The sequence below is a fragment of the Streptomyces sp. NPDC014623 genome (assembly GCF_043088245.1).
In the GTDB taxonomy this organism is placed as follows: domain Bacteria; phylum Actinomycetota; class Actinomycetes; order Streptomycetales; family Streptomycetaceae; genus Streptomyces.
This window is the reverse complement of record NZ_JBIBZU010000002.1, coordinates 497,542-518,719: the sequence shown is the minus strand read 5'-3', so window position 1 is coordinate 518,719 and position 21,178 is coordinate 497,542. Positions and strand designations below refer to the sequence as shown.

At 69.7% G+C, this 21,178-nt stretch carries 14 protein-coding genes; 9 read left to right on the top strand and 5 right to left on the bottom strand.

Features of this window, described 5'->3' with window-relative positions; all coding sequences use genetic code 11:
• The 5 genes from mtrB to ACF1FZ_RS06300 all read left to right on the top strand — a co-directional run bounded on the left by mtrB (position 1) and on the right by ACF1FZ_RS06300 (position 6,681).
• Positions 1–2,031, top strand: coding sequence for an MtrAB system histidine kinase MtrB (mtrB, locus tag ACF1FZ_RS06320; RefSeq protein ID WP_391772200.1), 2,031 nt, complete (start codon positions 1–3; stop codon positions 2,029–2,031).
• Positions 2,021–3,883 (top strand): LpqB family beta-propeller domain-containing protein, encoded by a 1,863-nt coding sequence (locus ACF1FZ_RS06315; protein ID WP_391772199.1) that lies wholly within the window; start codon positions 2,021–2,023, stop codon positions 3,881–3,883. The genes mtrB and ACF1FZ_RS06315 overlap by 11 nt, the downstream gene beginning before the upstream one ends.
• 112 nt (positions 3,884–3,995) lie before the next feature.
• The gene (locus tag ACF1FZ_RS06310) at positions 3,996–4,715 is read left to right on the top strand and encodes a ComF family protein (protein ID WP_391772198.1); all 720 of its coding nucleotides are present in this window, start codon (positions 3,996–3,998) and stop codon (positions 4,713–4,715) included.
• Positions 4,716–5,046: 331 nt separating this feature from the next.
• The gene (gene hpf / locus ACF1FZ_RS06305) at positions 5,047–5,736 is read left to right on the top strand and encodes a ribosome hibernation-promoting factor, HPF/YfiA family (RefSeq protein ID WP_391772197.1); all 690 of its coding nucleotides are present in this window, start codon (positions 5,047–5,049) and stop codon (positions 5,734–5,736) included.
• 192 nt (positions 5,737–5,928) lie between these two features.
• Positions 5,929–6,681, top strand: a complete 753-nt coding sequence (locus ACF1FZ_RS06300) for a response regulator (protein WP_391772196.1) — start codon at positions 5,929–5,931, stop codon at positions 6,679–6,681.
• Positions 6,682–6,719: 38 nt separating this feature from the next.
• Here ACF1FZ_RS06300 and ACF1FZ_RS06295 read toward each other — a convergent pair whose 3' ends face one another.
• Both ACF1FZ_RS06295 and ACF1FZ_RS06290 read right to left on the bottom strand, forming a co-directional pair.
• Positions 6,720–7,895 carry a winged helix-turn-helix domain-containing protein gene (locus ACF1FZ_RS06295; protein WP_391772195.1) on the bottom strand — a complete coding sequence of 392 codons (1,176 nt, stop codon included), beginning with the start codon at positions 7,893–7,895 and terminating at the stop codon, positions 6,720–6,722.
• A 10-nt stretch (positions 7,896–7,905) separates the two neighbouring features.
• A complete protein-coding gene (locus ACF1FZ_RS06290) occupies positions 7,906–8,496 on the bottom strand; it encodes a GNAT family N-acetyltransferase (protein ID WP_391772194.1) in 591 nt (196 codons plus the stop codon).
• Positions 8,497–8,737: 241 nt separating this feature from the next.
• Here ACF1FZ_RS06290 and secA point away from each other — a divergent pair, with 241 nt between their 5' ends.
• Positions 8,738–11,560 (top strand): preprotein translocase subunit SecA, encoded by a 2,823-nt coding sequence (gene secA, locus ACF1FZ_RS06285; RefSeq protein WP_391772193.1) that lies wholly within the window; start codon positions 8,738–8,740, stop codon positions 11,558–11,560.
• Between the two features lie 200 nt (positions 11,561–11,760).
• On the opposite strand, the gene ACF1FZ_RS06280 is transcribed toward secA, so the two are convergent.
• Positions 11,761–12,177, bottom strand: a complete 417-nt coding sequence (locus ACF1FZ_RS06280) for an Rv3235 family protein (protein ID WP_391772192.1) — start codon at positions 12,175–12,177, stop codon at positions 11,761–11,763.
• Between the two features lie 279 nt (positions 12,178–12,456).
• Between ACF1FZ_RS06280 and ACF1FZ_RS06275 the strand changes: the two genes are divergently transcribed.
• From ACF1FZ_RS06275 to ACF1FZ_RS06265, 3 genes are all read left to right on the top strand, one after another.
• Positions 12,457–12,963 carry a DUF6912 family protein gene (locus ACF1FZ_RS06275; RefSeq protein WP_391772191.1) on the top strand — a complete coding sequence of 169 codons (507 nt, stop codon included), beginning with the start codon at positions 12,457–12,459 and terminating at the stop codon, positions 12,961–12,963.
• A gap of 71 nt (positions 12,964–13,034) precedes the next feature.
• Positions 13,035–13,706 carry an HAD family hydrolase gene (locus tag ACF1FZ_RS06270; RefSeq protein ID WP_391772190.1) on the top strand — a complete coding sequence of 224 codons (672 nt, stop codon included), beginning with the start codon at positions 13,035–13,037 and terminating at the stop codon, positions 13,704–13,706.
• 576 nt (positions 13,707–14,282) lie between these two features.
• The gene (locus ACF1FZ_RS06265; protein WP_391772189.1) at positions 14,283–19,319 is read left to right on the top strand and encodes an NAD-glutamate dehydrogenase; all 5,037 of its coding nucleotides are present in this window, start codon (positions 14,283–14,285) and stop codon (positions 19,317–19,319) included.
• A gap of 84 nt (positions 19,320–19,403) precedes the next feature.
• Here ACF1FZ_RS06265 and ACF1FZ_RS06260 read toward each other — a convergent pair whose 3' ends face one another.
• Both ACF1FZ_RS06260 and ACF1FZ_RS06255 read right to left on the bottom strand, forming a co-directional pair.
• A complete protein-coding gene (locus ACF1FZ_RS06260) occupies positions 19,404–20,204 on the bottom strand; it encodes an ABC transporter ATP-binding protein (protein WP_391772188.1) in 801 nt (266 codons plus the stop codon).
• Positions 20,197–21,138, bottom strand: a complete 942-nt coding sequence (locus ACF1FZ_RS06255; protein WP_391772187.1) for an ABC transporter permease — start codon at positions 21,136–21,138, stop codon at positions 20,197–20,199. The genes ACF1FZ_RS06260 and ACF1FZ_RS06255 overlap by 8 nt, the downstream gene beginning before the upstream one ends.
• Between the last annotated feature and the right edge of the window lie 40 nt (positions 21,139–21,178).

The following is a 21,178-nucleotide window of genomic DNA, read 5'->3' as shown; positions in this document are numbered from 1 at the left end:
ATGACCCTGGGCAGCGCTGCTCCGCCACCCGGGGTGCCCGGGGCCCGTACGGAGCGGGCTGCCGGTCCGGCACGGAGCACTCCTCGTTTCGGCAGGGTCCTGCTGGGTGGCCGGTTGTTCCGCAACCGGGCACCCGGTGGCCCCGTGCCGCGGCTGCTGATGCGCTGGATCAGCGGACCGCTGCTCCCGGCTGTCCGGTTGTGGCGGCGCAATCTGCAGCTGCGCGTCGTGGCGGGGACGTTGCTGATGTCGATAGCGGTGGTGCTGCTCCTCGGCTTCGTCGTGATCGGGCAGGTCCGCAACGGCCTCCTCGAGGCGAAGGGCAAGGCCGCGCAGACCCAGGCGGCAGGCGGCTTCGCGGCCGCCCAGGCGAACGCGAACGCGCCTCTCGTCCCGGGGGACCAGGGAGAGGAGGGCGCAGACGGAGTGACGGCCAGCACCTCCTGGCGCACCGAGCTCGTCGACCAGCTCGCCAGCGGCGGTGCGAACGCCTTCAGCGTGGTGGCGCTCAGCGCCGATTCCGTCGGGCAGGGCACCAGCCGTGCCCCGCGCGGCTCGGGCCGCGTAGAGGCGTCCAGCATTCCGCAGAGGCTGCGGGACGACGTGGGCGAGGGGGCGGGCGCCTTCCAGACGTACTCGCTGATCCGGTACTCCTACGGGAAGGAGCCGGAGCCCGGACTCGTCGTGGGCAAGCGGCTCTACGACGTCGACCACAATCCGTACGAGCTGTACTACCTCTTCCCGCTCACACAGGAGGAGAAGTCGCTGACTCTGGTCACGACGACACTGGCCACGGCCGGGCTGTTCGTGGTCGTGCTGCTGGGTGCCATCGCCTGGTTCGTGGTGCGCCAGGTCGTCACACCCGTACGCATGGCGGCAGGGATCGCCGAGAGGCTTTCCGCGGGCCGGCTCCAGGAGCGGATGAAGGTCACCGGTGAGGACGACATCGCCCGCCTCGGTGAGGCCTTCAACAAGATGGCGCAGAACCTGCAGCTGAAGATCCAGCAGCTGGAGGAGCTCTCCCGCATGCAGCGGCGTTTCGTCTCGGACGTCAGTCATGAGCTGCGCACCCCCCTGACGACCGTGCGGATGGCCGCCGACGTCATCCATGAGGCGCGCGTCGACTTCGACCCGGTCACGGCCCGGTCCGCGGAACTGCTGGGCGACCAGCTCGACCGCTTCGAGTCGCTCCTGTCCGATCTGCTGGAGATCAGCAGGTTCGACGCGGGGGCGGCGGCTCTGGAAGCCGAACCGATAGATCTGCGCACGGTCGTCCGTCGGGTGATCGGCGGTGCCGAACCGCTCGCGGAGCGCAAGGGCAGCCGGATCCGGGTGGTGGGTGACGAACAGCCCGTCGTCGCGGAGGCCGACGCCCGCCGTGTCGAGAGGGTCCTGCGCAATCTCGTCGTCAACGCCGTCGAGCACGGCGAGGGCCGGGACGTCATCGTGCGGATGGGTGTCGCCCAGGGCGCCGTGGCCGTGGCCGTGAGGGATTACGGCGTGGGACTCAAGCCGGGTGAGGCGACCCGGGTCTTCAACCGCTTCTGGCGGGCGGACCCTGCCCGTGCCCGCACCACCGGTGGTACCGGCCTGGGCCTGTCGATCGCCGTGGAGGACGCCCGGCTGCACGGAGGCTGGCTGCAGGCCTGGGGCGAGCCCGGTGGTGGCTCGCAGTTCCGGCTGACCCTGCCGCGTACGGCGGACGAGCCGTTGCGCGGATCGCCGATACCGCTGGAGCCGGAGGATTCCCGGCGTAACCGGGAGGACCGCGAGCGCGCGGAGGCCGCCCCGACGACGGGTGACCACAGGCTGATGTCCGTACCGAACCAGACACATTCCGCGGTGCGTTCGCATGTGGCCGTGCCGGCGCACGGGCCGGCGGCGCCGCGCACTCCGGCGTCGGTCCATCCGGCGGCCCTGCCGGGTAACGGAGCACGGGTGGTGTCGCGTCCGGCCGGAGACCGGCCCGGCGAGGGCGCCGGCCCGAAGACGCAGGACCTGGAGCAGGAGGACACGACTCGTGGACACTGACCGCCGTCGGGGCGGCCGCGGCCGGGCGGCGCGGTCGTCCGTGCTGCTCTGCTGCGGTGTCGTGGTGCTCGCCGGGTGCGGAGCGATGCCCGTGACCGGCGACGTGAAGGCGGTCGACGCCTCGCAGCCGGGCGATTCCCAGGTGCAGGTGTACGCCGTGCCGCCGAGGGAGGACGCTGCACCCCTCGAGATCGTCGACGGGTTCCTCGAGTCGATGACCAGCGACGACCCCGATTTCCGGACGACCCGCACCTATCTGACCGCGGAAGCCGCTCGCACCTGGCAGCCGGGCGAGGGCACCACCGTGCTCGCGAAGGCGCCCAGCCGGAACGGCCCGACGGTCCGTGACAAGGAACGCGGGACCGACGAGGCGACCTACACGTTGACCGGTGAACAGGTGGCGGCGGTCGACGCGCAGAGCTCCTACCGGCCGCTGGCACCGTCGGAGTACTCCCAGATGCTTCATCTGGTCCAGGAGAAGGGCGCGGACGGCAAGCGGGAATGGCGCATCGATCTCGTGCCGGACGGCCTGGTGCTCGGGCAGTCCGACTTCAAGCGCCTCTACCGGTCCGTGAACAAGTACTACTTCGCCGCCGGGCGGACGGACGAGGAGTCGGCACTGGTCGCCGACCCCGTCTACGTACGCAACCGCACGGACCCCGTCACGCGGATGGACACGGCCACCCAGGCGGTACGGACGCTGCTGGAAGGCCCGTCGAACTGGTTGCGACCGGTGGTCGATTCGCGTTTCCCCGCCGGTACGGCGCTGAAGAGGGGGGTCACCTCCCTGGCGCCGGACGACCAGAACGTCCTGAAGGTCCCGCTCAACAAGAAGGCCGGCGGGGCCGCGCCGGGCGCCTGCCGGATGATGGCGGCCCAGGTGCTCTTCACGCTGCGGGACCTGACGTCCGGGTTGGGGCAGGTCGAGTTGCAGGGGGAGCGGGGCCCGTTGTGCTCCCTCGGGGCCGATGAGGCGGAGGAGTTCGCCGCCGACCGCGGTTCCGACGGCCCCGACAGCCAGTACTTCGTCGACGGCGAGGGGCATGTGCAGCGTATTCCCGGGAGCACCAAGGGCAGCGGTGATCCGGAGCCGGTGCCCGGACCGCTGGGCAGCGGGACGGTGGCGATGAGCGCCGTGGGCGTGGCACGGGACGAACAGCAGGCTGCCGCGGTCTCGGCGAACCAGCAGCATCTCTACGTGTCCTCCCTCGTGGAGGAGAGCGAGCCGGCGGCTCCTGTGGTGACCAGTCGCGCCAAGAGGCCCGCGGACCGGCTGTCGGTACCGAGCTGGGACGGAACGGGTGATCTGTGGGTCGCCGACCGGGACCCGTCGGACCCCAGGCTGCTGCGTCTGGTGGACGGTGCCGGAGAACCGCAGGAGGTGACGGTGTCCGGTCTGGACGGCGGCCGGATCGAGGCGCTGCGGCTGTCGTCCGACGGGGTGAGGATCGCTCTGCGGGTGTCGAAGGACGGGCACACGACCCTGCACATCGGCCGGGTCGAGAGGCACGGCTCGGGGGAGGACGAGCAGGTGTCGGTGCAGGACCTGCGCCAGGCCGCGCCTCAGCTGGCCGACGTGACGGCTGTTTCCTGGGCGGGCCGCAGCCGTCTCGTGGTGGTCGGCAAGGAGGAGGGCAGTGTGCAGCAGGTGCGTTACGTGCAGGCCGACGGGTCCACACCGTCCGCAGGAGTCCTGCCGGGCGTGAACCAGGTGACGGCGGTCGCGGCTGCCGACGACGAGCAGCTGCCGCTGATGGCGGACACCGAGAGCGACGGGGTGGTCAAGCTGTCGCCGGGGGACAACTGGCAGACGGTCCTCAAGGAGGGCTCCTCGCTCGTCTATCCCGGCTGAGCGGAGGATTCCGCCGGGGCTGCCGAGCCGCCGCCGGGTGTGCGTCCCGAGTCGCCCGCAGGGTTTTTCCACAGGCATGGCGGGGTTTCCCTCGCCGGGGCACAGTGGGAGCGTGCCGGGCTGGTGGCAGGAGATCGTGGGACTGGTGCTGCCCGTGGCCTGTAGGGGCTGCGGCAGACCGCGGACAGAGCTGTGCGAGGAGTGCGCCTCCGCGCTGGCGGCGGAGCCACGCCGCGCGACGCCGACGCCCGAGCCCACGGGTCTTCCCGTGGTCCACGCGGTGGCGCCGTACGAGAACGCCGTACGCGCGATGCTGCTGGCTCACAAGGAGCGAGGGGCACTAGGACTCGCCGGAGTGCTCGGCGGGGCGCTGGCGGCCGCTGTGCGGGCCGGGGCGGGTGAGCCGGGCGATGCGGGGCCGGTACTGCTGGTCCCTGTGCCCTCGTCGCGGCGGGCCACGTCCCGGCGCGGACATGATCCGGTGCGCAGGATCGCGGTCGCGGCCACGGCCGAGCTACGGCGCGTGGGCACGCGGGCCCGGGTGCTCGCCGTGCTGCGGCAGCGTCGCGCGGTGGCGGACCAGGCAGGGCTGCGGGCCCGGGAACGGCAGATGAATCTGGCGGGCGCGCTCGTCGTCGCGGACAGCGGCCGGAGGCTGCTCGGAGAGGGCCGGGTCGTGCTGGTGGACGACCTGCTGACGACGGGGGCGTCGCTGGCGGAAGCGGCTCGCGCGGTCCGTGCCGCAGACCATGCCGGAAGCGGCTCGCCGGGAGGGCTCCGGGCTGCGGTCGTCGCCGCTTCTCCGTCTGCTTTCGAGGTAAACCGGAACTGACAGATGGCTTGCATCGTTGCAGGTAGTGAGTGGGTGAAGGGCCTCGATCGGAGGTACGCGTGAGTAGCGGGTGCCGACACGGTGGTGAGCAGGCTATGTTCGGTTGTGAGGGACGGTGAATTCTGGATCTCGACGAATGCACCACCAGGTTTCGGGCAGGTAACTCACCAGTACCCCAGAAGCATGGAAACCGGCGGGGTGGAGATCCTGCCGGCGGGGGAGGAGGAGGTGACAGTTCACCGAGTCCGCGGCTCCGGCAATCACCGGGGCCTGGTGCAAAAAGGGAGACGCTCCGCCGCCGAAGCGGAGCGTTCCGGGAACGGAGTTCTGCGTGGACATCGTCGTCAAGGGCCGCAAGACCGAGGTGCCCGAGCGGTTCCGCAAGCACGTGGCCGAGAAACTGAAGCTGGACAAGATCCAGAAGTTCGACGGCAAGGTGATCAGCCTGGACGTCGAGGTGTCCAAGGAGCCGAATCCCCGTCAGGCGGACCGTGCGGCACGGGTGGAGATCACGCTCCGCTCGCGTGGGCCGGTCATCCGGGCGGAAGCAGCGGCAGGCGACCCGTACGCAGCGCTAGACCTGGCCACCGACAAGCTGGACACACAGCTGCGCAAGGAGCACGACAAGCGTTACAGCAGGCGTGGCAACGGTCGGCTGTCCGCAGCCGAGGTCGGAGAGGTCGTGCCGGACGCCGCCTCGTTCAACGGGGACGGCGAGCTGATCCCCACCGAACCGGAAGCGTCCGTGCCCACCACGAGGATCGGCTCGCTCGAGGTGCAGGGTGAAGGACCGCTCGTGGTGCGCGAGAAGACGCACGTCGCAGCACCGATGACGCTCGACCAGGCGCTCTACGAGATGGAGCTGGTCGGGCACGACTTCTACCTGTTCATCGACTCCGAGACCAAGGAGCCCAGTGTCGTCTACCGGCGGCACGCCTACGACTACGGTGTCATTCACCTGAGGACCGACCCGCTGGCCTCCGACGGGGCGAGCGGCGCGGGCGGTGCGCTCGGCGGCTGACACCACCACTCACAGTTCACACGCGGTGCCCCTGGAGCGTTTTGCGCCCTCGGGGGCACCGCGTGCGACCGTAAGGGCACCGCTTCGGCGGCCGGACATGAAAGCATGGCCTCCCAGGCCAATCAGTGCTCCGCGCACTGCCGTTGGCGTACAGCTTGTGACCTCGGGCAGTGGCCTTCAGGGGGAGGAACGATGGCGGACACCTTCGGGCCCATGCGCGGGACGAACGCTGCCGACAGCGCTGCCGGTGCGGAACCCGCCGCGGACAGCGGCAGTTCCCGCAAGGAGCCCATCAGGGTCCTCGTGGTGGACGATCACGCACTCTTCCGCAGAGGCCTGGAGATCGTCCTCGCGCAGGAGGAGGACATCCAGGTCGTCGGAGAGGCCGGGGACGGCGCGGAGGCAGTGGACAAGGCGGCGGACCTGCTGCCCGACATCGTGCTGATGGACGTGAGGATGCCCAAGCGCGGTGGCATCGAAGCCTGCACCTCCATCAAGGAGGTGGCCCCCAGTGCGAAGATCATCATGCTGACGATCAGCGATGAGGAGGCCGACCTCTACGAGGCGATCAAGGCGGGGGCCACCGGTTATCTGCTCAAGGAGATCTCCACGGACGAAGTGGCCACGGCAATTCGCGCGGTGGCGGACGGCCAGTCCCAGATCAGCCCCTCGATGGCCTCCAAGCTGCTCACCGAGTTCAAGTCGATGATTCAGCGCACCGACGAGCGCCGGCTCGTTCCTGCGCCGCGACTTACCGAGCGGGAGCTGGAAGTGCTCAAACTCGTGGCCACGGGCATGAACAACCGTGATATCGCCAAAGAACTGTTCATTTCCGAGAACACGGTCAAGAACCACGTCCGCAATATCCTGGAGAAGCTTCAGCTGCACTCCCGGATGGAAGCCGTGGTCTATGCCATGCGCGAGAAGATCCTCGAGATCGGATAGCGGGCCGGATCGTCCGGCGCCCACGTGCCTCCAGTCGTCTACGCGAGGACGCGGGCGATTTCCGTCATGAGCGGCTCGCGCAGCTCCGGGGCGTCGACACGCTCCAGCCGCACATCCGTGCAGCCCACCCACGATGCCGCCTCCACGAGGGCCTCGGCCATCGGCGCCACCGACTTCCGGCCGTCCAGGGACACCTGGCGGGCGACCAGAGTGGTCCCCTCCCTGGCCGGATCGACCCGGCCCCGCAGCCTGCCGCCCGCCAGCAGCGGCATCGCGAAGTAGCCGTGGATCCGCTTGGGCCGTGGGACGTACGCCTCGAGACGATGGGTGAAGTCGAAGATCCGTTCGGTGCGTGCCCGTTCCCAGATCAGTGAGTCGAACGGTGACAGCAGCGTCGTACGGTGCCGTCCGCGCGGTTCCGAGGCCAGGGACTCAGGATGCGCCCAGGCGGGCTTCGCCCAGCCCTGCACGGACACCGGAACCAGCCCGGAGTCCGCCACCACGGCGTCGAACTGTTCGGCCTTGAGCCGGTGGTAGTCGGCGATGTCCGTCCGGGTACCGACACCCAGCGCCTGGCCGGCCAGGGCCACCAGCCGGCGCAGGCACTCCGTGTCGTCCAGGCCGTCGTGGAGCACGGCTTCCGGGATCGCGCGTTCGGCCAGGTCGTAGACCCGCTTCCAGCCGCGCCGCTCGGTGCACACCACCTCGCCGTACATGAGGGCCCGCTCGACGGCGACCTTGGACGCGGACCAGTCCCACCACTCGCCGCCGTTCTTCGCGCCGCCGAGCTCCGTCGCCGTCAGCGGGCCCTCGGCGCGCAGCTGGTCGATCACCGCCCCGTACGTCCCGTCGGGCAGGTCGTGGTTCCACTGCGGCCGGGCCCGGTAGGCGCGGCGGCGGAACGCGAAGTGCGGCCACTCCTCGACCGGCAGGATGCACGCGGCGTGCGACCAGTACTCGAACGAGCGGCCACCCGACCAGTAGGCCTCCTCGACCGTGCGGCGGCCCTGCGCGCCGAGACGTGCGTAGGGCACGAGTTCGTGCGACCTGGCCAGGACGGAGATCGTGTCGAGCTGGACCGCCCCGAGACGGCGCAGCACCCCCCGGACCCCGCCCCGGCGGTCCGGGGCCCCCAGGAGGCCCTGGGCGCGCAGGGCGATGCGGCGTGCCTGGTCGGCGGAGAGTTCCAGGACGGGCGGCGGCACAGACGTCATGGACCGAACCCTAGAGTGCGCCACTGACACCCAGGGCCGGCCGGTGAGGATGGGTGCCGGGCAGTCCCAGGTCGGCCGGGAGCAGGGCGCCGGTCCAGGTGTCATGGCGTATGCCCTTGTTGAGGAGCGCCGACCGCTGTTCGCCCTCCATGCGGAATCCGGCACGCAGGGCGACCGCCCGGGACGGGGCGTTGCCGATCTCCGCCCGCCACTCGAGGCGGTCCGCGGCGAGGGTGGTGAACGCCCAACGGGCTGCCGCGAGCACCGCTTCCGTCGTGAGACCGGTGCCGCGGTGCTCCCGGGCAGTCCAGAAGCCCACCTCGTAGGTGCCCGGCAGACCGCGCCGGTTCACGCCGAGCGCGCCGACGAGCGCCCCGCCGTCCCGCAGCAGCACCGCGAAGTTGTACATCGTGTCGTCCTGCCAGCCCGCCGGTGAGAGCTTCCGGGTGAAGAGCTCCGCGTCGGCACGCGTGTACGGCGAAGGGACAACTGTCCAGCGCTGGATCTCCGGATCCTGGCAGGCGGCGTGCACCGCGTCCGCGTCCTCGGGTGTGAAGGGCCGCATGAGCAGGCGTTCAGTGGTGAGGGTGATGGGCTCCATGCAGGGATTCTGGTTGAGGGGGAGCACGGGAAGCGAGTACTTTTCGGTGCTTCCCGGCACCTTCCGTCCTCTCCGGCCGTTGTCCCGGAAGGGCGCGGCGGGAGAACGCGGCGGCAGCCCTCCCGGCGTGGCGGGGTCCTCGCTTACGATGGCCGTTGCGGTGGGGCCCACCTGCCGTGCCCGCGCCAGAGTCCATCACACGACCCAGTGCCAGGCCCGACCGGCAAGGAGACCAGCCTCAGTGTCCGTCTTCAACAAGCTCATGCGTGCAGGCGAAGGCAAGATCCTGCGCAAACTGCACCGCATCGCGGACCAGGTCAGCTCCATCGAAGAGGACTTCGTCAACCTCTCCGACGCCGAGCTGCGGGCGCTCACCGACGAGTACAAGGAACGGTACGCGGACGGCGAGAGCCTGGACGACCTGCTTCCCGAAGCATTCGCGACCGTCCGTGAGGCCGCCAAGCGTGTCCTCGGACAGCGCCACTACGACGTCCAGATGATGGGCGGTGCCGCCCTGCACCTCGGTTATGTGGCCGAGATGAAGACCGGTGAGGGCAAGACCCTCGTCGGCACACTGCCCGCCTATCTCAACGCGCTCTCCGGCAAGGGCGTGCACCTGATCACGGTCAACGACTACCTGGCCGAGCGCGACTCCGAGATGATGGGCCGGGTGCACAAGTTCCTCGGTCTCGAGGTCGGCTGCATCATCGCCAACATGACTCCGGCCCAGCGCCGCGAGCAGTACGCCTGCGACATCACGTACGGCACGAACAACGAGTTCGGGTTCGACTACCTCCGCGACAACATGGCGTGGTCCAGGGACGAGCTCGTCCAGCGGGGCCACAATTTCGCCATCGTCGACGAGGTCGACTCGATCCTCGTCGACGAGGCCCGTACCCCGCTGATCATCTCCGGCCCCGCCGACCAGGCCACCAAGTGGTACGGCGACTTCGCCAAGCTGGTCACGCGTCTGACCAGGGGTGAGGCGGGCAACCCGCTGAAGGGCATCGAGGAGACCGGCGACTACGAGGTCGACGAGAAGAAGCGGACCGTGGCCATCCACGAGCCGGGTGTCTCCAAGGTCGAGGACTGGCTCGGGATCGACAACCTCTACGAGTCGGTGAACACCCCGCTCGTCGGTTACCTGAACAACGCGATCAAGGCCAAGGAACTCTTCAAGAAGGACAAGGACTACGTCGTCATCGACGGCGAAGTCATGATCGTCGACGAGCACACCGGCCGTATCCTCGCGGGCCGCCGTTACAACGAGGGCATGCACCAGGCCATCGAGGCGAAGGAAGGGGTGGACATCAAGGACGAGAACCAGACCCTCGCCACGATCACCCTGCAGAACTTCTTCCGCCTGTACGACAAGCTCTCCGGCATGACCGGTACGGCGATGACCGAGGCGGCCGAGTTCCAGCAGATCTACAAGCTCGGCGTCGTGCCGATCCCGACGAACCGGCCCATGGTCCGGGCCGACCAGTCGGACCTGATCTACCGCACCGAGGTCGCGAAGTTCGCCGCGGTCGTCGACGACATCGCCGAGAAGCACGAGAGGGGGCAGCCGATCCTGGTCGGCACGACCTCCGTCGAGAAGTCCGAGTACCTCTCGCAGCAGCTCTCCAAGCGCGGTGTCCAGCACGAGGTCCTCAACGCCAAGCAGCACGACCGTGAGGCGACGATCGTCGCCCAGGCCGGCCGCAAGGGAGCCGTCACGGTCGCCACGAACATGGCCGGCCGAGGCACCGACATCAAGCTCGGAGGCAACCCGGACGATCTCGCCGAGGCGGAGCTGCGCCAGCGCGGTCTCGACCCGGTGGAGCACGTCGAGCAGTGGGCTGCCGCCCTCCCCGCCGCACTGGAGAAGGCCGAGCAGGCCGTCAAGGCGGAGTTCGAAGAGGTCAAGGAGCTCGGCGGGCTCTACGTGCTGGGCACGGAGCGGCACGAGTCGCGACGCATCGACAACCAGCTGCGCGGTCGTTCCGGCCGTCAGGGCGACCCGGGCGAGTCCCGGTTCTACCTGTCGCTGGGTGACGACCTGATGCGGCTGTTCAAGGCCCAGATGGTCGAGCGCGTCATGTCGATGGCCAACGTCCCCGACGACGTCCCCATCGAGAACAAGATGGTGACCCGGGCGATCGCCTCCGCGCAGTCGCAGGTCGAGCAGCAGAACTTCGAGACGCGTAAGAACGTCCTGAAGTACGACGAGGTGCTCAACCGGCAGCGTGAGGTCATCTACGGCGAGCGACGCCGCGTCCTGGAGGGTGAGGATCTGCAGGACCAGATCCGTCACTTCATGGATGACACGATCGACGACTACATCCGGCAGGAGACGGCTGAGGGCTTCGCCGAGGAGTGGGACCTCGACCGGCTGTGGAGCGCCTTCAAGCAGCTGTACCCGGTGAAGGTCACGGTCGAGGAGCTCGAGGAGGCCGCGGGCGACCTGGCCGGGGTGACCGCCGACTTCATCGCCGAATCGGTCAAGGACGACATCCACGAGCAGTACGCGGAGCGTGAGAAGACGCTCGGCTCGGACATCATGCGTGAGCTGGAGCGGCGCGTGGTCCTGTCCGTCCTGGACCGCAAGTGGCGTGAGCACCTCTACGAGATGGACTACCTCCAGGAGGGCATCGGCCTGCGGGCCATGGCGCAGAAGGACCCGCTGGTCGAGTACCAGCGCGAGGGCTTCGACATGTTCAACGCCATGATGGAGGGCATCAAGGAGGAATCCGTCGGCTACCTGTTCAACCTGGAGGTCCAGGTCGAGCAGCAGGTCGAGGAGGTGCCGGTACAGGACGGCGCGGAGCGGACCTCGCTCGAGAAGCAGGACGCGCCGGTGGCTGCCGGGTCCGGGCGTCCGGAGATCCGGGCCAAGGGCCTGGACGCGCCGCAGCGTCCGGACCGGCTGCACTTCTCCGCCCCCACGGTGGACGGAGAGGGAGGAGTCGTCGAGGGTGACTTCTCCAACGGTGACAGTGCGCGCTCCGAGGGCGACGGCATGACGCGTGCGGAGCGCCGCAAGGCGCAGAAGAACGGCGGCGGGCGGCGCCGCAAGAAGTAGCGCGCGGCACGTCTGAGAACGGCCTGGCCCGGACACCGAGCGGTGTCCGGGCCAGGCCGTTCTCCCTGGGCTCTCCGGCCCGGGCGGGGCGGTGGGCCACCCTGTGGGGCCCGCCGAGGTGTGCGGCGGGCCGAGGCCGTTGTTGCGGTCGTGGCGGGGTATGTGCTCGGGCGCCGGACGGGCCCGTGCCGGTCTCCGGGTCATCTGACCGCCGGGAGGCGTTCGCCGCCCAGGTCGATCGCGGCGCAGCGCCATCGAAGATCGGGGCCCTGTTCCAGGCGGAAGGCCATGGCGCGGACCTGGTCGCCCGTCGCGATGCTGGCGAATGCCTCGACCACGCCGGTGGCCGGCTGGGCGCCGTGGCAGGCGCGTACGACCGGACGCCTGCAGCCTGCGCCGAGCGGTGCGTCAGGGGCGAGCTCGGCGAGCTGGTCGTAGGCCTCGCCGATCGTGTGGCCGAGCATCCAGTGCACCGGGCGCTGTCCGCTGAGGACGGCGAGCAGGCGTTCGGCGAACCACTGGTGCGGGCGCAGCGGCCGCCGGGGCCGTTGCGGAGGTACGGTACCCGGCCTGCTGCGGTCGCGTCGTCCGGCCGGCCTCGTCCTGTCCGTGCTCATGTTCATAGCCCCCGTGGCTGATGTCCGGTGCCCGGGCAGTACCGGGCGGTAACTTCTGCTGGGGCTCTTCTACGGGGCCGGTCGGCGGCTCCGCAACCGGCGGAAGGGGCCGGTCCGCTCCGGGACGGGACCACCTATCCGGGTGACGGGCCCCGTGCCGCAAGGGAATGGCGGGGGTGACGGGCGTCGCGCGGTGGACAGGGGCGGACGGATCGGCAACCCCGAAGGGGGACGTCGCACGTATCCTGAGTGCGTCATCGACTACGAAAGCGGCCAGCCATGCGTGTGTACGTCCCCCTGACCCTTTCCGGTCTTGCCGCTGCGCACAGGGCGGGCGAGGTCGGCCCGGGGCCGCTGACCGCCTATGCCGTGACGCCCGGTCTGCGCGAGTGGTACGTCTCCGACGACATCGAGGAGCTGGAGTACGCGGCGCTCAGCCGGGCCGCGTCCGCGTCACTGCGGCTGATCGCGGGCCGGCCGCAGGAGATCCGGCGCCGGGTCGTCGTCGCTCTCGACGTGCCGGACGGTGCCGCCGTCGCCGACCCGGACCACATCCTGGACGCGTCGTCACTCGGTGAGGTGAGGATCGCGGACGCGGTGGCGCTGTCGAAGGCCGCCGCCGTGCACGTGGACGCGGACGGCGCCGAGAAGGACGTCGCCGCGGCGGCCGCATCGCTGGGAGCGGCGGACCTCGGCGACGACGACGCCCAGTTCACCGTGGACGGTGCGGAGGACCACGAGCTGCTGTGGTTCGGGATCCAGGAGATCCCCGGCCTGATCGCCTGACCACTCGTCCGCCCGTACCCCTGGGCGCCCATGACAGGGTGCCTGTCGTACCGGGCGAGTATTTTCTGTCCATGGCTACATCGGGGAAGCACCGCACACATCTGGTCTGGGACTGGAACGGCACACTGCTCGACGACATCCACGCGGTCCTCGGGGCGTCGAACGCCGCCTTCGCGGAGGTGGAGCTGGGGCCGCTCACGCTGGAGCAGTACCGCGAGATGTACTGCGTGCCGATACCCAGGTTCTACGAGCGGCTCATGGGCAGGCTGCCGACCCCTGCCGAGTGGGAGCGGATGGACGGTCTCTTCCACCGCCACTACACCGAGCAGCGGGCGGCCTGCGGGCTGACCGAAGGGGCCGAGGAGCTGCTGGTGCGGTGGCGGCTCGGCGGCCGCAGCCAGTCGCTGCTCAGCATGTACGGCCATGAACACCTGGTCCCGGTGGTGCGGGGATACGGTATCGAGCGTCATTTCGTACGCGTCGACGGCCGCACCGGCCCTTCCGGCGGCAGCAAGGCGCAGCACATGGAGCGCCACTTCGAGGTGCTCGGGGACATCGCTCCGGAATCCGCGGTGGTCATCGGCGACGCGGTGGACGACGCCGTGGCCGCCGCCCATGTCGGCGCGCGTGCCGTGCTCTACACCGGTGGTTCGCACAGCCGCAGCAGCCTGGAGGCGGCCGGGGTGCCCGTGGTGGACACCCTGGCCGAGGCCGTCGCACTGGCCGAGTCGATGACGGACTGAGGTCCCGGGCAGGGGCAGGCCTGAGCGTGAGCGGCGGGTGCCGGCAGGGCGTCGGGGCCGGCGGGGGCGATCGGCAGGCCGGGCGGGCGGAGGGCCGGGAGACGAGCGGCGGTCCGGGAGACGAGCGGCGTGGCAGCCGGCCGGCCGGCCGGGCGGTTGCGTCCGGCAGCCGGCCGTCGTCGGATGGCCGGACGACCGGCCGAGCGCATCTGCCCGTACGTGTCTCCTTACGTGCGGGAACGCCCCTGCGCGATGTCCAAAGTGTCAAAGTTCGAGGCCTTCTTTTGTACATATGCGGCTCATGACGATGGTGGGTGCAGGGGGGATAGCCTGGTGCGGTGATCAGCGCGATACGCCTCGGGGGCAGCGAAGCCCCCGGCCTGCGCCCGGAGTGCCACCGCACCCGGGCGATGCGTGATCTCCGCGTCCCGGGCCGTCCGCCGAAAATGGCCGATACGGTTCCGGGCATCTCCCCAGGCGGCATAGCGTCGACGCAGACCGGAAACCCCGCGTCGTGGCGGTACGCCGTCTTTTTCACCTACGTCACGCAACGGCGCGCGACAGGAGTCAGAGGACATGCAGACCAAGCTGGACGAAGCCAAGGCCGAACTGCTCGTACGGGCGGCCCGGGTAGCTGACAACAGTCCGGGCGGTGGTGTCGGTGGCCCGGGAGGCGGCCTCCGGGTGCACCTCGCGGAAGAGGCCGGCACCGGAGCGGAGGACGGCACCGGGGCAGGCCGGGACGAGCGGCCGAACCGGGACATGCTGCTCGCCTATTTCCAGCGCTACTACCTGCACACCGCTCCGGAGGACATCACCGACCGCGACCCGGTCGATGTCTTCGGGGCTGCTTCCTCCCACTACCGTCTCGCCGAGAACCGCCCGCAGGGCACCGCTAACGTCCGGGTGCACACCCCGACCGTCGAGGAGAACGGCTGGACGAGCAGCCACTCCGTCGTCGAGGTCGTCACCGACGACATGCCCTTCCTGGTGGATTCAGTCACCAACGAGCTGTCCCGGCAGGGCCGTGGCATCCACCTCGTGATCCACCCGCAGGTCGTCGTCCGCCGTGATGTCGCCGGGAAGCTGATCGAGGTGTTCGGCGACGACCCGGCCCGGAGCCACAGCGCGAAGCGGTCCAGCGGCCGTGAGCAGGCCGGTGCCGGGCTGCCGCATGACGCGCTCGTCGAGTCGTGGATCCACGTCGAGATCGACCGGGAGACGGACCGCGCGGACCTGAAGCAGATCACCGCCGATCTGCTCCGTGTCCTGTCCGACGTACGGGAGACCGTCGAGGACTGGGACAAGATGCGCGACGCCGCCCTGCGCATCGCCGACGACCTTCCGGCGGAACCCCTGGACGAGCTGGGCGACGAGGAGGTCGAGGAGGCCCGCGAGCTGTTGCGCTGGCTCGCCGCCGACCACTTCACCTTCCTCGGGTACCGGGAGTACGAACTCCGTGAGTCCGACGCGCTGACGGCCGTGCCCGGCACCGGTCTCGGCATCCTGCGCTCCGACCCGAAGCACAGCGAGGACGAGGCGCACCCCGTGAGCCCGTCCTTCGACCGGCTGCCGGCGGACGCCCGGGCCAAGGCGAGGGAGCACAAGCTCCTCGTCCTGACGAAGGCAAACAGCCGGGCGACCGTGCACCGCCCCAGTTACCTGGACTACGTCGGGGTCAAGAAGTTCGACGCCAAGGGCAACGTCGTCGGTGAGCGGCGCTTCCTCGGGCTGTTCTCCTCCGCCGCGTACACCGAGTCGGTGCGCCGGGTGCCCGTGGTGCGCCGCAAGGTCGCCGAGGTGCTGGAGGGAGCGGGCTTCACGCCCAACAGCCACGACGGCCGTGACCTGCTCCAGATCCTGGAGACGTACCCGCGTGACGAGCTCTTCCAGACGCCCGTCGACCAGCTGCGCTCCATCGTCACCTCCGTGCTCTACCTCCAGGAGCGCCGCCGGCTGCGGCTCTACCTGCGCCAGGACGAGTACGGGCGCTACTACTCCGCCCTCGTCTACCTGCCGCGTGACCGTTACACCACCGGCGTGCGGCTGCGCCTGATCGACATCCTCAAGGAGGAACTGGGCGGCACCAACGTCGACTTCACCGCCTGGAACACGGAGTCGATCCTCTCCCGGCTGCACTTCGTCGTCCGTGTCCCGCCGGGCACCGAGCTGCCGCACCTCACCGACGCGGACGCGGACCGCATCGAGGCACGCCTCGTCGAGGCCGCCCGCTCCTGGTCCGACGGCTTCCAGGAGGCGCTGAACGCCGAGCTGGGCGAGGAACGCGCCGCCGAGCTGGTGCGCCGTTACGGACATTCCTTCCCGGAGGGCTACAAGGCGGACCACTCGCCGCGTGCCGCCGTGGCCGACCTGGTTCACCTGGAGGCGCTCAAGAGCGAGAAGAAGGACTTCGCCCTCAGCCTGTACGAGCCCGTGGGCGCGGGCCCCGGCGAGCGCCGCTTCAAGATCTACCGGACCGGTGAGCAGGTCTCGCTCTCCGCCGTCCTCCCCGCGCTCCAGCGGCTCGGTGTCGAGGTCGTCGACGAGCGTCCGTACGAGCTGCGCTGTGCCGACCGCACCCACGCCTGGATCTACGACTTCGGGCTGCGCCTGCCGAAGAAGGCCACGGACAACGCCGACTACCTCGCCGACGACGCCCGGGACCGATTCCAGGAGGCGTTCGCGGCCATCTGGACCGGCGAGGCGGAGAACGACGGCTTCAACTCCCTGGTCCTGGGCGCCGGTCTGGACTGGCGGCAGGCCATGGTGCTGCGCGCCTACGCGAAGTACCTGCGCCAGGCGGGTTCGACGTTCAGCCAGGACTACATGGAGGACACCCTCCGCAACAACGTCCACACCACCCGGCTGCTGGTCTCCCTCTTCGAGGCCCGGATGTCGCCGGCCCGCCAGAAGGCGGGTACGGAGCTGACCGACGGGCTCCTCGAGGAACTGGACGGGGCGCTCGACCAGGTCGCCTCACTGGACGAGGACCGGATCCTGCGGTCCTTCCTGACGGTCATCAAGGCCACGCTGCGGACCAACTACTTCCAGCTGGCCGACGACCACGAGCCGCACGGCTACGTCTCGATGAAGTTCGACCCGCAGGCCATCCCGGATCTCCCGGCGCCGCGTCCGGCGTACGAGATCTGGGTCTACTCGCCGCGTGTCGAGGGCGTCCACCTGCGCTTCGGGAAGGTCGCCCGCGGCGGGCTGCGCTGGTCGGACCGGCGGGAGGACTTCCGTACGGAGATCCTCGGTCTGGTCAAGGCGCAGATGGTCAAGAACACCGTGATCGTGCCGGTGGGCGCCAAGGGCGGATTCGTCGCCAAGCAGCTGCCGGACCCGGCCGTGGACCGTGACGCCTGGCTCGCCGAGGGCATCGCCTGCTACCGGATCTTCATCTCGGCGCTGCTCGACATCACCGACAACATGGTGACGGGCGAGGTCGTGCCGCCCGCGGACGTCGTCCGTCACGACGGGGACGACACCTACCTCGTCGTCGCCGCCGACAAGGGGACCGCGAGCTTCTCCGACATCGCCAACGACGTCGCCGTCGCCTACGGCTTCTGGCTCGGCGACGCCTTCGCCTCCGGCGGATCGGCCGGTTACGACCACAAGGGCATGGGGATCACCGCCCGCGGTGCCTGGGAGTCCGTGAAGCGGCACTTCCGTGAGCTGGGACACGACACCCAGTCCGAGGACTTCACCGTCGTCGGCGTCGGAGACATGTCCGGTGACGTGTTCGGCAACGGGATGCTGCTCTCCGAGCACATCCGGCTGGTCGCGGCCTTCGACCACCGGCACATCTTCATCGACCCGAATCCGGATGCGGTGACCTCCTACGCCGAGCGGCGCCGGCTGTTCGACCTGCCGCGCAGCTCCTGGGCGGACTACGACAAGGACCTGCTGTCCGCGGGCGGCGGTGTCCACCCGCGTTCCGCCAAGTCGATCCCGGTCAATGCGCACGTCCGCGCGGCGCTCGGTATCGACTCGAAGATCACGAAGATGACGCCCGCCGAGCTGATGCAGAACATCCTCAAGGCATCGGTCGACCTCCTGTGGAACGGCGGCATCGGCACGTACATCAAGGCGACGGCCGAGTCGAACGCCGATGTCGGTGACAAGGCCAACGACGCGATCCGGGTCAACGGAGCGGATCTGCGGGCCCGTGTCGTCGGCGAGGGAGGCAACCTCGGAGCCACCCAGCTCGGCCGGATCGAATTCGCCCGGGCCGGCGGCCGGATCAACACCGACGCGATCGACAACAGCGCCGGTGTGGACACCTCCGACCACGAGGTGAACATCAAGATCCTGCTCAACGGCCTCGTCCGGGACGGCGACATGACCGTGAAGCAGCGCAACAAGGTGCTCGCGGAGATGACCGACGAGGTCGGACAGCTCGTGCTGCGCAACAACTACGCGCAGAACATCGCGCTCGCCAACGCCTGTGCCCAGGCGCCGTCACTCCTCCACGCCCACCAGCGCTTCATGCGCAGGCTCGGCCGTGAGGGGCACCTGGACCGGGCGCTGGAGTTCCTGCCGAACGACCGTCAGATCCGCGAGCTGCTGAACCACGGCAAGGGTCTCAGCCAGCCGGAACTGGCCGTGCTGCTCGCCTACACCAAGATCACCGCGGCCGAGGAACTGATCTCCACCAGCCTGCCGGACGACGCGCATCTGCAGGGGCTGGTGCACGCCTACTTCCCGAAGCAGCTGAGCGAACGATTCCCCGACGCGGTCGACGGGCATGCGCTGCGCCGCGAGATCATCACGACGGTGCTGGTCAACGACACGGTCAACAGTGGCGGTTCGACGTTCCTGCACCGGCTGCGCGAGGAGACCGGGGCCTCCCTGGAGGAGATCGTGCGGGCGCAGTTCGCCGCCCGTGAGATCTTCGGCCTCTCCGCCGTGTGGGATGCCGTGGAGGCGCTCGACAACACGGTGGCCGCCGAGGTGCAGACCCGGATCAGGCTGCACTCGCGCCGTCTCGTCGAGCGTGGATCGCGCTGGCTGCTCGGCAACCGGCCGCAGCCGGTGGGGATCGCGGAGACCATCGAGTTCTTCCGGGAGGGCGTCGAGCGCGTCTGGGGCGAGCTGCCCAAGCTGCTCAAGGGCGCCGACATCGAGTGGTACCGGTCGATCCTCGACGAGCTCACCTCGACGGGCGTGCCCGAGGAACTGGCGGGACGGGTGGCGGGCTTCTCGTCGGCCTTCCCGGCACTGGACATCGTCGCGATCGCGGACCGCACGGGCAAGGATCCGCTGGCCGTCGCCGAGGTGTACTACGACCTCGCCGACCGGCTGGGCATCACCCAGCTGATGGACCGGATCATCGAGCTGCCGCGGGGCGACCGCTGGCAGTCCATGGCCCGCGCCTCCATCCGCGAGGACCTGTACGCCGCGCACGCCGCGCTCACGTCGGACGTGCTGTCCGTCGGCAACGGCACGTCGTCGCCGGAGCAGCGGTTCAGGGCCTGGGAGGAGAAGAACGCGGCGATCCTGGCGCGTTCGCGCGCCACTCTGGAGGAGATCCGCAGCTCGGAGTCCTTCGACCTGGCGAACCTGTCGGTGGCCATGCGGACGATGCGGACCCTGCTGCGCACGCACGCCTGACCCGGAGCGGCTGAACGGGCCGCCACGCATGACGCCGTCCGCCGGGCGGGCCTCAGGGCCCGCCCGGCGGACGGCGTCAGCACGTCATTTCTTGGGCTGCCTGGCCTTCGCCGGGCCGGTGAACTCCTCGTACGCGGCCACGACCTCCTTGGCCGGCCCGTCCATCCGCAGAATGCCGGCCTCCAGCCAGATCGCCCGGTCGCAGGTCTCGGTGATGGACCTGTTGCTGTGGCTGACCAGGAACACCGTGCCGGCCTCCTCGCGCAGCTCCATGATCCGGTCCTTGCTGCGCCGCTGGAACTTCGCGTCGCCGGTGGACAACGCCTCGTCGATCAGCAGGACGTCATGGCTCTTGGCGGCCGCGATGGAGAAGCGCAGCCGGGCCCCCATGCCGGAGGAGTAGGTGCGCATGGGCAGGGTGATGAAGTCGCCCTTCTCGTTGATGCCGGAGAAGTCGACGATGGCCTGGTAGCGCTCGCGGATCTGTTCGCGCGTCATCCCCATGGCGAGGCCGCCGAGCACGACGTTGCGCTCTCCGGTCAGGTCGCTCATCAGGGCGGCGTTCACGCCGAGCAGCGAAGGCTGCCCCTGGGTGTGCACCCGGCCCCGGGACGGGGGCAGCAGTCCGGCGATCGCCTTGAGGAGCGTCGACTTCCCGGACCCGTTGGAGCCGATCAGGCCGATGGCCTCGCCTTTGTACGCGGCGAAGCTGACGCCCTTCACGGCGTGCACCTGGCGTGCGCCCCGTGGCTGCCGGCGCGACACGATCCGGTTCAGGGCGGAGGTGGCGCTGCCCCTTCCGGTGCGGGCGCCGTTCACCGTGTAGGTGATGTGGACGTCGTCGACGACGACGGTGGGTACACGCGTATCGAGGGTGTCAGCCACGTCCGTACCTCTCCTCGGCCTTCCAGAAGTAGACGAAACCGCCGATGCCGCAGACGAGTGCCCAGCCCGTCGCGACGGCCCACACGTGCGGCGGCAGCTGCGCGCCGGTGAAGCTGTCGATCAGGGCGTACCGCATCAGGTCGATGTAGACGGCCGCCGGGTTGTACTCCAGGGCCAGCAGGACGAGGCGCGGGACCCGGTCGGCGGTGAGCAGGGTGTCGAGGCTCCACATGACGCCCGACGCGTACATCCAGGTCCGCAGGACGAACGGCGTCAGCTGGGCGATGTCGGGGGTCTTGGCGGCCAGCCGGGCCATGACCATCGAGACACCGGTGTTGAACAGGGCCTGCAGGGCGAGCGCCGGGACCGCCAGCAGCCAGGACGGCCGCGGGTACTGGCCGAAGACGAGGAGGATCAGGAACAGCGCGCCCAGGGAGAACAGCAGCTGCTGGAGCTGCTGGAGGGCCAGGGCGATCGGCAGGGACGCCCGGGGGAAGTGCAGGGCCCGGACGAGTCCGGTGTTCCCGCTGATGGCGCGGGTGCCGGCCGTGATCGAGCTGGCGGTGAAGGTCCAGATGAAGACGCCGGTGACGAGGAAGGGCACGTAGTCGGGGACTCCGTGCTTGGTGTTCATCAGGACGCCGAAGATGAAGTAGTAGACCGTCGCGTTGAGCAGCGGGGTCATGATCTGCCAGATCTGTCCGAGCTTCGCCTGGCTGTACTGCGCGGTCAGCTTCGCCGTGGCGAAGGCGGTGATGAAGTGCCTGCGTCCCCAGAGCTGCCGGACGTACGCACCGAGCGTCGGCCGGGCACCGCTCACTGTCAGCCCGTGCCGGGCCGCGAGCGCGGCCAGCTCACCGGGTTCGTACACGGGGAGGAAGGCGGGAGATGCGGTGTCCACCGGGGCCGGCGGGGCTGCTGTCTGGCTCACCACGATCGCTTTCGAAGGGGGCGGGGAATCGGGGCGGACGGAT

Excerpts from the sequence above, each read along its gene's own strand:
- mtrB (WP_391772200.1), top strand. The coding sequence starts at position 1 with ATGACCCTGGGCAGCGCTGCTCCGCCACCCGGGGTGCCCGGGGCCCGT.
- ACF1FZ_RS06300 (WP_391772196.1), top strand. The coding sequence starts at position 5,929 with ATGGCGGACACCTTCGGGCCCATGCGCGGGACGAACGCTGCCGACAGC.
- ACF1FZ_RS06295 (WP_391772195.1), bottom strand. The coding sequence starts at position 7,895 with ATGACGTCTGTGCCGCCGCCCGTCCTGGAACTCTCCGCCGACCAGGCA.
- ACF1FZ_RS06290 (WP_391772194.1), bottom strand. The coding sequence starts at position 8,496 with ATGGAGCCCATCACCCTCACCACTGAACGCCTGCTCATGCGGCCCTTC.
- ACF1FZ_RS06280 (WP_391772192.1), bottom strand. The coding sequence starts at position 12,177 with ATGAGCACGGACAGGACGAGGCCGGCCGGACGACGCGACCGCAGCAGG.
- ACF1FZ_RS06275 (WP_391772191.1), top strand. The coding sequence starts at position 12,457 with ATGCGTGTGTACGTCCCCCTGACCCTTTCCGGTCTTGCCGCTGCGCAC.
- ACF1FZ_RS06270 (WP_391772190.1), top strand. The coding sequence starts at position 13,035 with ATGGCTACATCGGGGAAGCACCGCACACATCTGGTCTGGGACTGGAAC.
- ACF1FZ_RS06265 (WP_391772189.1), top strand. The coding sequence starts at position 14,283 with ATGCAGACCAAGCTGGACGAAGCCAAGGCCGAACTGCTCGTACGGGCG.